Raw genomic sequence first — 12,467 nt, 5'->3', positions numbered from 1 at the left:
CCTACAAAGGAGGATATTTACCATGGATCAGTACATCGGTAAATTACTCGACAATCGATATGAAATCCTGGAGCTCATCGGCGTGGGCGGTATGGCCCGGGTCTATAAGGCCCGCTGCCATCGGCTCAACCGTCTGGTGGCCCTGAAGATCCTGCGGGACGATCTGGCCCAGGACGCAGAGCTGCGCCGCCGTTTCCACGATGAGTCTCAGGCTGTTGCCATGCTGTCTCACCCCAACATTGTGGCCGTGTACGACGTCAGCCGCTCCTCCGATATCGAGTACATCGTCATGGAGCTCATCGACGGCATCACCCTGAAGCAGTACATGCAGAAGAAGGGGAACAAGCTCAACTGGCGGGAGGCCCTGCACTTCATCACCCAGATCGTCAAGGCGCTGGGGCACGCCCACAGCCGCGGCATCATCCACCGGGACATCAAACCCCATAACATCATGGTGCTCCGGGACGGCAGCGTGAAGGTGGCCGACTTCGGCATTGCCCGGGTGACCTCCGGAGGGCACAGCACCCTCACCCAGGAGGCTCTTGGATCGGTACACTACATTTCTCCTGAGCAGGCCAGGGGCAGCCACATTGACGAGCGCTCCGATTTGTACTCTGCCGGTGTGGTCCTCTATGAGATGATTACCGGCCGCCTGCCCTTTGAGGGGGATACCCCTGTTTCGGTGGCCATCCAGCATATCAATTCCATTCCGCTCTCCCCCCGGGAGATCGATCCCACCATTCCCGAGGCGCTGGAGGCCATCACCATGAAGGCCATGGCCCCCAACCCGGACAACCGTTACCCCTCCGCCGACGCTATGCTGGCCGATTTGGAGGAGTTCCGAAAAAACCCCAATATCAACTTTGATTTCAGCCCCAACGACTTCCACCCCGAAGAGGAGGAGGACGTGGACCGCACTCAGATCCACACCGTTCCTCCCCGTACCTCCAGTGGGCGCAGAGAGACGCCTGTCTCCAGAACGGAGCGTCAGGATCGGCGAGCCCGCCGCATTGAGGAAGAGGAGGAAGATGAAGAGGAGGAGCGCCGCGGCCCCAACTGGCCGGTGATCGGCGCGGTGGCTGCCATTCTGGTGTTTGTAGCCGCTCTGGTCTTCATCGTGTTCTCCACGGTCTTTTCCGGCAGCTTCCAGGGTGGGAACACCAAGCGGGTACCTACGGTGACCGGCCTTCTGTACAGTGAGGCTTCCGTGGATACCAATCTGCTGGGCGATTTTACCCTGGAGATCGTGCAGGAGAAGGAGAGCGACAAGCCTGCGGGTACCATCCTCTCGCAGGATCCTACCGCCAACAGTGCGATTACTGCGGATACCGGTACGGTCATTCAGGTGGTGGTCAGCACCGGACAGAGCGATGAGGTGCTCATGCCAGATCTGGCGGACAAAGACTACGTCACCGCCAGTGCGGATCTGAAGTCGTTGGCTAAAGAGAATGGCATAACCCTGAACATCGACTTCAGATCCAGAACGGAGTATAGCGATGAGATCGAGAAGGACCGCGTGATCTCTACCATTCCTGAGAAGGACTCTGTCCTCTCGGACGGAGACACTGTGGTTCTGGTGGTCAGCCTGGGCAAGAAGACTGAGCAGGTGGATATGCCCGGGCTGCTGGGACAAACGGAGGATATGGCCCGAAAGATGCTGACCAGCAAGGGCCTGGATGTTGGAAGTGTGGATCACGAGTACAGCAATGATTACCCCAAGGGCCAGGTGTGCTTCCAGTCGGTGAACGAGGGCACCAAGGTGGACCAGGGCACGGCCATCAACATCATCATCAGCGACGGTCCCGACCCCAACAGCCAGCCGATTCCCACCGAGGTCACCAAGACGGTCAGCTTCACCCTGCCGGACGCCGGTGCGGTGGTCAACGTGGATGTCTACGATTCTCAGGGCAATAAGGTCCACAGCGGAACCTACGATACCAACCTGGAGGGCGGCTTCCAGCTGGACCTGAAGGGGACCGGTAAGCAGGTGTACACCGTGTATATCGATGGCGCCAAGGCATACGACCAGACCGTGGACTTTGACAGCTGATGGAAGGAATCATTTTTAAGGCCCTGAGCGGCTTCTACTATGTGGACGACGGCAGCGGCACCATCACCGCCTGCCGGGGACGAGGCAAGCTGCGCCATGAGAAAATTACCCCTCTGGTGGGGGACCGGGTGGAATTCACCCCCCTGGATAACGGCCAGGGAGCTCTGGATGCCATCCTGCCCCGGAAAAACCAGTTTGCCCGGCCCGCCGTGGCCAACATCGACCAGCTGGTCATCATTGCATCCCAGTCCATTCCGGTAACCGATCCCTTCCTCATCGACCGGGTCATCGCCATTGCCGAGGGAAACCACTGCGAGAGCATCGTGTGCGTGAACAAGTGCGATCTGGCTTCCGGAGCGGAGCTGGCCGCCCTCTACCGTAGGGCAGGCTACCAGGCGCTGGAAGTGAGCGCCGAGACCGGAGAGGGCATGGACCAGCTCAAGGAGTTGATTTCTGGCAAGGTATCTGCCTTTACCGGAAACTCCGGCGTAGGAAAGTCCAGCATCCTCAATGCCCTGGAGCCGGGCATCGCCCTGAAGACCGGAGAGGTCAGCGACAAGCTGGGCCGGGGACGGCACACCACCCGCCACGTGGAGCTGGTGCGGCTGAGCTGCGGCGGAGTCGTCGCGGACACCCCGGGGTTCTCGTCCTTTGACGTGGACAAGATGGAGCTGTGCCGCAAGGAGGAGCTGGCCGGACGGTTCCGGGAGTTTGCACCCTATGTGGACCAGTGCCAGTTTCAGGACTGTGCCCATGTAAAGGAAAAGGGGTGCGCGGTGCTGGCGGCGGTGAAGGCGGGAGAGATCGCCAAAAGCCGCCACGAGAGCTATGTGCGCCTCTACGAGCAGGCCAAGCAGATCCCTGACTGGGAACGGAAATAAACTTTTTTGCGGAACGCCTTTGGGCGTTCCGCTTTTTTTGTGTCAAGGCGGAGGACTGGACCATATACTAAAGTACAGTCTGTCAGGAGGGAGGCATAAGTAGATGGGCATTGTGGTGGTACGTTCTCCGAAATGTCTGCGGGGACTGCTGCGGCGGCTATTTGGCCTGCATCGGGAGCCGTGAGGGACCTCCCCCTTTCAAGCCTGTGGGCTTGAAGGGGGGAGCAACTGTTTTTGGGCATAAGCGGCATCTCCGGCGCATATAGTGTCCCAAAGCCGGATAGCCCGCCGCGGCGGGACACTCAAGGAAAAGGGAGAGGACAGTATGGAATTGGAATTTGACCGGGAAGTGACCCACTGCTACGAAGTGGCGGCAAGCGGGACGGTGTGCCAGGAGGAAACTCTGGAGACCATTGTGCCCGATGCCTGTCCGGACATTCTGCGTATCGTGGCCGTGTGTGCCCAGGCCACCCTGAACGGCAAGCAGGCACGGGATGGACTGGCCGAGGCCAGCGGCAGTGTGCGGGCGGTGGTACTCTACCAGCCGGAGGAGGGAGGCGGACTGCGCCGTCTGGAGGCCGCCCTGCCCTTTACCAGCCAGATGGATGCCCCCACGCTCACCCAACAGGGGATGGTATCCGCCTGCGCCCGGGTACGGGGCGCGGAGGCCCGGGCCCTCAATCCCCGAAAGGTACTGCTGCGGGTGGACCTGGCGGTGGAGATCACCGCCTTCCAGCCCACGGAGAACATGTGCTGCCAGGCTGTGCTGGAGCCGGAGGAGCACAAGGTGGAGCAGATGATCGCCCAGGCGGAGACCTATCAGCTCAGCGCCGTCCAGGAGAAGCCCTTTACCTTCACCGACCAGATCCGCCTCAACGGCGGCCAGGGGGAGGGCATGGAAGTAATGGCCTGTCAGGCCCAGACGGTGTGCGGGGAGTGTAAGCTTATCGGCAGCAAGCTGATATTCAAGGGTACAGTGGAGCTCCAACTGCTGGTCCAGGAGGCAGGGGGCGCTCTGACTCCCTACCGGGAGTCCATGCCCTTCTCTCAGGTGATGGAGATCCCCGGCGTGGGTGAGGGGAGCGAGTGCCAGATGGATCTGGAGCTGACCCAGTTTACCTGTCTGCCCAGCGGAGAGGACGGACGAAGCGTAGAGGTCACCCTGGACGTGCTGGCTCAGGCCCAGGTGTGGTGCCACCGGCCGATGCAGCTTTTACAGGATCTGTACAGCACCGCCTGGGAGACCCAGGTGGCCCGGGAGGAGCACACCCTATGGAAGCTGCTGGACCAGTCCAGCCGTGCCCAGAATGTGCGGGAGCTGTTAGAGACCGGGTCGTTGCCCCGGAGTGTGGTGGACAGCTGGGTCAACCTGGGAGAGATCACCCAGAGCCGAGAGGGCAACGAGGTAATCCTCACCGGACCGGCCCTGGTGACGGTGCTCTATCTGGACGAGGAGGAGAACCTGCAGGCCTTCCAGCGCACTCTGCCTCTCAGCTGCCGGGTGGAAGCGCCCGCCGGGGCGGTGTGCCGCTGTCATCTGTTGTGTCCGGGGGAGGTGTTTGCCACTCCGGCAGCAGGCGGGCTGGAGGTGCGTTTTACCGCTGAGTTCCAGTTCCAGCTGCTCCAGCCCCAGCGGGCCTTGGCGGTGAGCTCCGCCGTCCTGGGGGAGCCAAGAGGAAAACAGGAGGGGCAGCAACCCTCGGTGGTGCTGCGTCTGGCCGCGCCGGGGGAGACTCTGTGGGACATCGCCAAGGCCTACGCCACCACCCAGCATCAGATCCTTCAGGCCAATCAGCTGGAGGAGGGAAGCCTGCCCACCGGGAAGATGCTGCTGATCCCATCTTCTTTTTAATCCATACCACACACGCGCCCCGGAGACGGGGCGCGTTTTTCTGTGCTCCCGGAAACAGGGCATATTCTACAGCTTATCCTCATACAGTGTAACGAAATACCAAGGCAAGCCAAAAGGGAGGAATGGCAGTGGAAGAGCGCAAAATCTATGAGGATATCGCCCGTCGGACCGACGGCGATATCTACATCGGTGTGGTGGGGCCGGTGCGCACCGGGAAGTCCACCTTCATCAAACGGGTGATGGAGAGTCTGGTCATCCCCAACATCGACAACGTCTATCGCCGGGAGCGAGCCCGGGATGAGCTGCCTCAGAGCGGCTCCGGGCGGACCATCATGACGGCAGAGCCCAAGTTTGTTCCTGAGGAGGCGGTGACCGTATCCATGGACGCCTCGGCGGCGTTCCAGGTGCGGCTCATTGACTGTGTGGGCTACATGGTGCCCGGAGCAGTGGGACAGCTGGAGGGGGAGACCGAGCGCATGGTCACCACTCCATGGTTTGACCATGAGATCCCCATGTCTGAGGCCGCCGAGGTAGGCACCCGAAAGGTGATCGCCGAGCACTCCACCATCGGTATCGTGGTCACCACCGACGGCACCATCACCGAGATTCCCCGGGAGGACTATCTGGAGGCGGAGGAGCGGGTGATCCGGGAGCTGAAGGAGCTGGGCAAGCCTTTCCTGGTACTTCTAAACTCCGCTCACCCAAATTCCCAGCGGACTCAGGCCATCCGGGACGAGATCGCCCAGCGCCACCAGGTCACCTGTGTGGCCGCCAACTGCTTGGAGATGGAAGAGGAAGACGTGAGCGCTCTGCTCAAGCAGGTGCTCTATGAGTTCCCACTAAAAGAGATGGACCTGTTCCTGCCTCCCTGGGTGGATGCTCTGCCTCAGGAGCACCCCATCAAGGCCGCTCTCTACGAGGCTATCCGCCAGGGAGCGGGTCAGTTGGGACGCATCCGGGACGTGGAGCAGGCGGTAGCCTCTATGCGGGAGTGCGAACAGGTCAGCCAGGCGCGGGTGACCTCCATCGATTTGGGTACCGGTTTAGCCTGTGCCAGCCTGGAGCTGCCCAGGTCTCTGTTCTACGACACCATCTCCCAGCAGTCGGGCTTCCAGATCGGCAACGACGGAGATCTGATGGCGCTGCTTACCCAGCTGGCTCAGGTGAAGGCCTCCTATGACAAAGTAGCCGACGCCCTTAAGGAAGTGGAGGAGACGGGGTACGGAATTGTCGTGCCATCCATCGATTCCCTGGTACTGGAGGAGCCGGAGATCGTACGCCAGGGGGGACGCTATGGCGTGCGGCTGAAAGCAAGCGCCCCCTCTATACACATGATCCGGGCGGATATTGAGACGGAAGTCTCGCCCATCGTGGGCAGCGAGAAGCAGAGCGAGGAGATGATCCACTATCTGCTCCAGGAATTTGAGGGGGACACGGCCAAGATTTGGCAGTCCAATATCTTCGGTAAGTCCTTCCACGAGCTGGTGGGGGAGGACCTGAACGCCAAGGTCAAGCGTATGCCCGAGGACGCCCGGGAGAAGCTGCGGGAAACGCTCCAGCGCATCATCAACGAGGGCTCCGGCGGACTCATCTGCATTATTTTATAAGGAAAAGCGCCTCCCGGTTCTGGGAGGCGCTTTTCGGTTGCGGAGCGGGGGCAGGGGGTGGTATAATAAAACATACTATGTCCCAAATGAAGGACGAGGAAACAAAACAAATATTTTGTTGACTTACATAGAAAGAGAGGAACTGTTATGGATTATGCGAAGGAGTCCCTGCGTCTGCACGGGGAGTGGAAGGGTAAAATTGAAGTGGTGGCCACTGTGCCTGCGGGCAACAAGGAGGAACTGTCTCTGGCCTACACCCCCGGCGTGGCCCAGCCCTGCCTGGAGATCCAGAAGCACCCCGAGAAGAGTTATGAGCTGACCCGCCGCCACAACCTGGTGGCCGTCATCACCGACGGTACTGCCGTGTTGGGCCTGGGCGACATTGGCCCCGAGGCTGGTATGCCCGTCATGGAGGGCAAGTGCGTGCTCTTCAAGCGCTTTGCCGATGTGGATGCGTTCCCTCTTTGTGTCAAGACCAAGGACGTGGACGAGTTTGTCCAGACCGTGTACAATATCTCCGGGTCTTTCGGCGGCATCAACCTGGAGGATATCGCCGCACCCCGGTGCTTTGAAATTGAGCGCCGCCTGAAGGAGATGTGTGACATCCCCGTCTTCCACGACGACCAGCACGGCACTGCCATCATTGCTCTGGCTGGTTTGACCAATGCTCTGAAGGTGGTAGGGAAGAAGAAGGAGGAGGTCCGGGTGGTCTTCTCCGGAGCCGGTTCCGCCGCCATCTCCATCACCAAGCTGCTGCTGGAGGCTGGCTTCAAGGACATTACCCTGTGCGACAAGTTTGGCGCCCTGTATGAGGGCAACCCCGAAATGAACTGGGCCCAGCAGGAGATCGCCAAGCGCACCAATCTGGAAAAGCGCAAGGGCAATCTGGCCGACATGCTGGTGGGTGCGGATGTGTTCATCGGCGTGTCCGCTCCCAACCTGGTGACCACCGAGATGGTCAAGACCATGAACAAGGACGCCATCGTCTTTGCCTGCGCCAACCCCACCCCCGAGATCTTCCCCGAGGATGCCAAAGCGGGCGGAGCCAAGGTGGTCTCCACCGGACGCAGCGATTACCCCAACCAGATCAACAACGTCCTGGCCTTCCCGGGCATTTTCCGCGGTGCTCTGGATGTACGGGCCAGCGATATAAACGAGGAGATGAAGATGGCCGCCGCCATGGCGTTGGCCTCCATCATTCCCGATGATGAGCTTAACGAGAACAACATCATCCCCGCCGCCTTTGACAAGCGTGTTGTGCCTGCGGTGGCTAAGGCGGTGGCCGAGGCTGCACGGAAGACTGGTGTCGCCAGACTGTAACCTACTTTTCTTGAAAGAAAAGTAGGCAAAAGAACTTTGTGCGAAACTGCGTTTCGCCTCTGAAAGAGTAAAAAAGGGGTACCTCCTTCCAGCGGTTGACAAAGGGAAAAAACTGTGATAAAGTTCTTATACTGCGAAGAAAAGGAACCTTAGCAAGGCATCACCCTGTGCAGAGAGCCCCCGGCTGGTGAAAGGGGGAGAGGACGCTTTGTGAAATTACCCCTTGGAGCAGCCGCCCGAAGCGCATTTCCTGCGTGGGTAGGGGACAGGCCGGGTTTCGCCCGTTATTGCGAAGGGAGTCACGCACTCCATGAGGTCTCTGCTGCGAGGCAGGGACGAACCAGAGGTGGTACCGCATTGCTATGCCCTCTGTCCGAATCTTCGGACAGAGGGCTTTTTGCATAGAAAGGGGGCATGATATGACCAAGAGCCAAAAGGGCACCCTGTGTGTATTTGCCGCGGCACTGCTTTACAGCATTGGGGGACTGTGCATCAAACTCATCCCCTGGGGCGGCATGGCCATCAACGGCAGCCGCACCGCCATTGCCCTGGTGGTGATCGGGGCTTATCTCATCTGGGTCAAGCATCCCCTGCGCCTAAACCGCTGGGTCGCTCTGGGTGCCATCTCCGTCTTTGGCTGTAATGCCCTGTTTTCCATCGCCAACAAGCTGACCACGGCGGCCAACACCATCGTGCTCCAGTTTACCGCACCCATTTTTGTGCTGCTTATTACCCTGCTGTTTTTTCACCGTCGGCCCGATAAGCTGGATGTGATCACCTGTGTGGTGGTCTTTGGCGGCGTGGTATTCTTCTTTTTGGACAGCCTGGAGATGGGAGGAGGGCTGGGCAATGTGCTGGCCCTGTTGTCCGGCCTGGCCTACGCCGGGGTGTTCCTGCTCAATGACATGCCTGACAGCGACGCCATCTCCTCTGTTTTCTGGGGAGATGTGCTCTCAGCCATAACCGGACTGCCGTTTCTTGTGAAGGAAACTGACTTTTCACCTACTGCGATTACTAGCCTTTTGGTACTTGGCGTATTCCAGGTGGCGGTGGCCTATATTTTGCTGACCATCGGCCTCAAAACCACCCCTCCTGTCACGGCCAGCTTGGTCTCCGGCATTGAGCCGGTGCTCAATCCCATCCTTGTGGCGGTATTCTATGGGGAGAAAATGGGCCCCATGGCACTCATTGGGGCGGCTATCGTCATTGGCGGCGTCATCGTCTACAATGTCTGCCGGGCAAAAAAGCAAAAACCAGAAGAAATACAAGCAAATGAACTGATTTGATAAAGGAGTAAAGGAAAATGACTTGCTATGAAGAACTGAAGGCCCGCGGCCTCATCGCCCAGGTCACTAACGAGGAAGAGATCTCCAAAATGATCAACGAGGGCAAGGCCGTCTTCTACATCGGCTTTGACCCCACCGCCGACTCCCTGCACGTGGGCCACTTTATGGCTCTGTGCCTGATGAAGCGCCTGCAGATGGCAGGCAACCGTCCCATCGCTTTGATCGGCGGCGGCACCGGCTACATCGGCGACCCCTCCGGCCGTACCGATATGCGTTCCATGATGACCCCTGAGACCATCCAGCACAACTGCGACTGCTTCAAGAAGCAGATGGAGCGCTTCATTGAGTTCGGCGAGGGCAAGGCTCAGATGGTGAACAACGCCGACTGGCTGCTGGGTCTGAACTACATCGACCTGCTGCGGGACGTGGGCGCCTGCTTCTCCGTCAACAACATGCTCCGGGCCAAGTGCTACGAGCAGCGCATGGAGAAGGGTCTGAGCTTCCTGGAGTTCAACTACATGATCATGCAGTCCTACGACTTCTACTACCTCTTCCAGCACTACGGCTGCAACATGCAGTTCGGCGGCGACGACCAGTGGTCCAATATGCTGGGCGGCACCGAACTCATCCGCCGCAAGCTGGGCAAGGATGCCCACGCCATGACCATCACTCTGCTGCTCAACTCCGAGGGCAAGAAGATGGGCAAGACCGCCAAGGGCGCCGTGTGGCTGGATCCCAACAAGACTTCTCCCTACGAGTTCTATCAGTACTGGCGCAACGTGGGCGATCAGGACGTGCTCAAGTGCCTGCGTATGCTCACCTTCCTGCCTCTGGAGCAGATCGACGAGATGGACAAGTGGGAGGGCAGCCAGCTCAACACTGCCAAGGAGATCCTGGCCTTTGAGCTCACCAAGCTGGTCCACGGGGAAGAGGAGGCCAAGAAGGCTCAGGACGCGGCCAAGGCTCTGTTTGTGGGCGGCGGCGACATGAGCAACGTGCCTACCACTACTCTCACCGCTGACAACCTCACCGACGGCTCCATCGGTATTCTGGACCTGATGGTCACCTGCAAGCTGGCTCCCTCCAAGAAGGAAGCTCGCCGTCTGGTGGAGCAGGGCGGCGTTACCGTCAACGATGAGAAGGTGTCCGACGTAAATACCCGCTACACCGCCGACGACCTGTCCGGCGATGGCATCATGGTCCGCAAGGGCAAGAAGGTCTATCACCGGGTTCAGATGTAAAAACCATAAGAATTTGGGCCGGGGTAAAGCCCCGGCCCTTTTCATATAAAACGATAGGCGGGAACAACAATGGGATATTTTTTTCAGGGATTGACCATGGGGCTTGCCTATGTGGCTCCCATTGGTCTGCAGAATTTGTTTGTGATAAACTCCGCGTTGACCCACACACGCCGCCGTGCCTTGCTTACTGCTTGGATCGTCATTTTCTTTGATGTGACGCTGGCCTTTGCCTGCTTCTTTGGAATCGGCGCGGTGATGGAGCGTTACCAATGGCTGCAGATGGTGATCCTGTGTGTAGGAAGCCTCATTGTGATCTACATCGGCATCGGGCTGCTCCGGGCAAAAGCGGAGGAGATCGACCGCTCCAAAACAACGGATTCCATACGGAAAACCATATCCTCCGCTTGTGTGGTGACTTGGTTCAATCCTCAGGCCATCATCGATGGGACCATGATGTTGGGGGCATTCCATGTGACCCTGCCTGCCCAACAGTCTATCCCGTTTATTTCCGGCGTGGGAATTGCATCCTGTCTCTGGTTCACGGGCATCACCCTTGCTATTTCTTTGTTCAGTGACCGTTTTAACGCCAAAACGCTACGGATGATCAATGTTGTGTGCGGTGTGATCATTATTTTCTACGGATGTAAGCTGATGTGGAATTTCATTCAGCTTCTATAAAAAAGAGTGCTGCGGCTTTTCGGTCGCAGCACTCTTTTTATCGAAAAATTTCTGCCTTAAAACCCGCCCAGATCCCGAATGACTGCGCTGGCCGCCACCAGTCCGGCGGCAGCGGGGACGAAGGAAATGGAGCCGGGGGTGGCCCGGCGGGCGGTGGAGCGAGGCCGGGTGTCTGTTCCGGCGGGAGCTTCCTCCTCGGCGGGCTGGAGAGGAGTGAGGGGTTCCTCCGTAGAGTAGACTACCTTCAGGTGGGTGATGCCCCGTTTCCGCAGCTCCTTGCGCATGACCCGGGCCAAGGGACAGCCCTGGGTCTTACTCAGGTCGGTGACACGGAAGGCGGTGGGGTCCAGTTTGTTGCCCGAGCCCATTGCACTGAGAATTGGAACTTGTAAAGTGGTACACCTTTCCGCTAAATCCAGCTTGGCCGCCACGGTATCGATGCAATCCACCACGTAGTCATACTGGCTCAGATCCACCTGATCGGCGTTTTCCGGCAGGTAAAACATCCGGAATACTTCCACTTGGCAGGCGGGGTTGATGTCCAGTATCCGCCGGGCCATCACCTCTGCCTTGGGCTGGCCGATGGTGGAGTGGAGGGCGACAATCTGGCGGTTTAAGTTGCTCTCAGAGACGGTGTCGTCGTCATAGAGGTGTAAAGTGCCTACGCCTGCGCGTGCTAGAGCCTCAATACAAAATCCGCCAACACCGCCTACGCCAAACACCGCTACTTTGGCGGCGGCCAGACGGGCGAGAGGCTCGTCTCCAACCAAAAGGCGGGTACGGGAAAACTGGTCTGCCATAGAAAAACTCCTTACAAATGATGTGGTTTTCTTAGTATACCACACATAGGCCGGTTACACCAGCTGGTAGTGCAGGCCGTGCTGGACGCAGTACCAAAAGAGCTTCCCATGGCCGATTCGGGGCAGGCGGGTTTGCAGGTCCCACTCCGGGTAGAGCCGCCGCAGGATCAGGGTGTCTCCTGTTACCAGGGCGACGAAGGAGACGTAGTGCTCCTTGGTCATGGGGTGGGAGGAGGAGACGAAGTAGTCGTTCTCGATAAGCTCTACATTGAGGCGCGCTTCCTCGGGTGCTTTCACGGCCTCCAGAGGGGCGAGCTTCTTGCCGCAGCAGGTGACAGCCGCGCCCACGGCAGAGGTAAGGATGTTGCCGCAGGTGGGGCAGACATAAAAGTTCAGGTTTTTCATGGTTCCTCCGGTTTGTTCATTTTCCAGGAGCTCCCCGGCCAGCAGGCCCTCCACCTCCACACCCAGAATCTGGGCCAGGCTGGGGAGCAGGGAGACGTCCGGACAGCCCTGGCCGCGCTCCCACTTGGACACCGCCTTGTCACTCACCGTCAGCTGCTGGGCCAGTTCCCGCTGGGTCAGGCCCTGCTGGGTGCGAAGGCTTCGGATCAGAGCACCGATTTTTTCATAGTCCATATAGGTTTCCTCCAGGTAATGAAATTTGTCCGTCTCACACAGCATACCAGAGAATAGCCTGTTTGCCAACCGACGCCCCGTTTACCTACTTTTTTCGAGAAAAAAGTAGGCAA

Annotated in this window: 10 protein-coding genes; 8 read left to right on the top strand and 2 right to left on the bottom strand. The window is 58.9% G+C overall.

Annotated features, from left to right (window positions below; translation table 11 throughout):
• Positions 1-22: 22 nt before the first annotated feature.
• The 8 genes from pknB (at position 23) to ACEVJL_RS02000 (ending at position 10,915) form a co-directional block, all read left to right on the top strand.
• Positions 23-2,050, top strand: a complete 2,028-nt coding sequence (pknB, locus tag ACEVJL_RS02035) for a Stk1 family PASTA domain-containing Ser/Thr kinase (protein ID WP_374736720.1) — start codon at positions 23-25, stop codon at positions 2,048-2,050.
• Positions 2,050-2,931 (top strand): ribosome small subunit-dependent GTPase A, encoded by an 882-nt coding sequence (gene rsgA / locus ACEVJL_RS02030; protein ID WP_302668320.1) that lies wholly within the window; start codon positions 2,050-2,052, stop codon positions 2,929-2,931. The genes pknB and rsgA overlap by 1 nt, the downstream gene beginning before the upstream one ends.
• A 325-nt stretch (positions 2,932-3,256) precedes the next feature.
• Positions 3,257-4,783, top strand: coding sequence for a DUF3794 and LysM peptidoglycan-binding domain-containing protein (locus ACEVJL_RS02025; protein WP_374736719.1), 1,527 nt, complete (start codon positions 3,257-3,259; stop codon positions 4,781-4,783).
• A 128-nt stretch (positions 4,784-4,911) separates the two neighbouring features.
• The gene (gene spoIVA / locus ACEVJL_RS02020) at positions 4,912-6,390 is read left to right on the top strand and encodes a stage IV sporulation protein A (RefSeq protein WP_328246325.1); all 1,479 of its coding nucleotides are present in this window, start codon (positions 4,912-4,914) and stop codon (positions 6,388-6,390) included.
• 147 nt (positions 6,391-6,537) lie between these two features.
• Positions 6,538-7,710 (top strand): NAD(P)-dependent malic enzyme, encoded by a 1,173-nt coding sequence (locus ACEVJL_RS02015; protein WP_374736718.1) that lies wholly within the window; start codon positions 6,538-6,540, stop codon positions 7,708-7,710.
• A gap of 419 nt (positions 7,711-8,129) precedes the next feature.
• Positions 8,130-8,996, top strand: a complete 867-nt coding sequence (locus tag ACEVJL_RS02010) for a DMT family transporter (RefSeq protein WP_020989671.1) — start codon at positions 8,130-8,132, stop codon at positions 8,994-8,996.
• 17 nt (positions 8,997-9,013) lie between these two features.
• On the top strand, positions 9,014-10,237 hold the full coding sequence (gene tyrS / locus ACEVJL_RS02005) for a tyrosine--tRNA ligase (protein WP_235398372.1): 1,224 nt from the start codon (positions 9,014-9,016) through the stop codon (positions 10,235-10,237).
• A gap of 69 nt (positions 10,238-10,306) precedes the next feature.
• Positions 10,307-10,915: a LysE/ArgO family amino acid transporter gene (locus tag ACEVJL_RS02000; RefSeq protein ID WP_374736717.1), complete on the top strand. Its 609-nt coding sequence runs from the start codon at positions 10,307-10,309 to the stop codon at positions 10,913-10,915.
• Positions 10,916-10,971: 56 nt separating this feature from the next.
• Here ACEVJL_RS02000 and ACEVJL_RS01995 read toward each other — a convergent pair whose 3' ends face one another.
• Positions 10,972-11,715, bottom strand: a complete 744-nt coding sequence (locus tag ACEVJL_RS01995) for a tRNA threonylcarbamoyladenosine dehydratase (RefSeq protein ID WP_374736716.1) — start codon at positions 11,713-11,715, stop codon at positions 10,972-10,974.
• Positions 11,716-11,769: 54 nt separating this feature from the next.
• On the bottom strand, positions 11,770-12,354 hold the full coding sequence (locus tag ACEVJL_RS01990) for a helix-turn-helix domain-containing protein (RefSeq protein ID WP_374736715.1): 585 nt from the start codon (positions 12,352-12,354) through the stop codon (positions 11,770-11,772).
• Between the last annotated feature and the right edge of the window lie 113 nt (positions 12,355-12,467).

The sequence above is a fragment of the Flintibacter porci genome (assembly GCF_041925195.1).
In the GTDB taxonomy this organism is placed as follows: Bacteria; Bacillota; Clostridia; order Oscillospirales; family Oscillospiraceae; genus Lawsonibacter; species Lawsonibacter porci.
This window is presented reverse-complemented; position numbering and strand designations above follow the sequence as displayed.

Excerpts from the sequence above, each read along its gene's own strand:
- pknB (WP_374736720.1), top strand. The coding sequence starts at position 23 with ATGGATCAGTACATCGGTAAATTACTCGACAATCGATATGAAATCCTG.
- rsgA (WP_302668320.1), top strand. The coding sequence starts at position 2,050 with ATGGAAGGAATCATTTTTAAGGCCCTGAGCGGCTTCTACTATGTGGAC.
- ACEVJL_RS02025 (WP_374736719.1), top strand. The coding sequence starts at position 3,257 with ATGGAATTGGAATTTGACCGGGAAGTGACCCACTGCTACGAAGTGGCG.
- ACEVJL_RS02015 (WP_374736718.1), top strand. The coding sequence starts at position 6,538 with ATGGATTATGCGAAGGAGTCCCTGCGTCTGCACGGGGAGTGGAAGGGT.
- ACEVJL_RS02010 (WP_020989671.1), top strand. The coding sequence starts at position 8,130 with ATGACCAAGAGCCAAAAGGGCACCCTGTGTGTATTTGCCGCGGCACTG.
- tyrS (WP_235398372.1), top strand. The coding sequence starts at position 9,014 with ATGACTTGCTATGAAGAACTGAAGGCCCGCGGCCTCATCGCCCAGGTC.
- ACEVJL_RS02000 (WP_374736717.1), top strand. The coding sequence starts at position 10,307 with ATGGGATATTTTTTTCAGGGATTGACCATGGGGCTTGCCTATGTGGCT.
- ACEVJL_RS01995 (WP_374736716.1), bottom strand. The coding sequence starts at position 11,715 with ATGGCAGACCAGTTTTCCCGTACCCGCCTTTTGGTTGGAGACGAGCCT.
- ACEVJL_RS01990 (WP_374736715.1), bottom strand. The coding sequence starts at position 12,354 with ATGGACTATGAAAAAATCGGTGCTCTGATCCGAAGCCTTCGCACCCAG.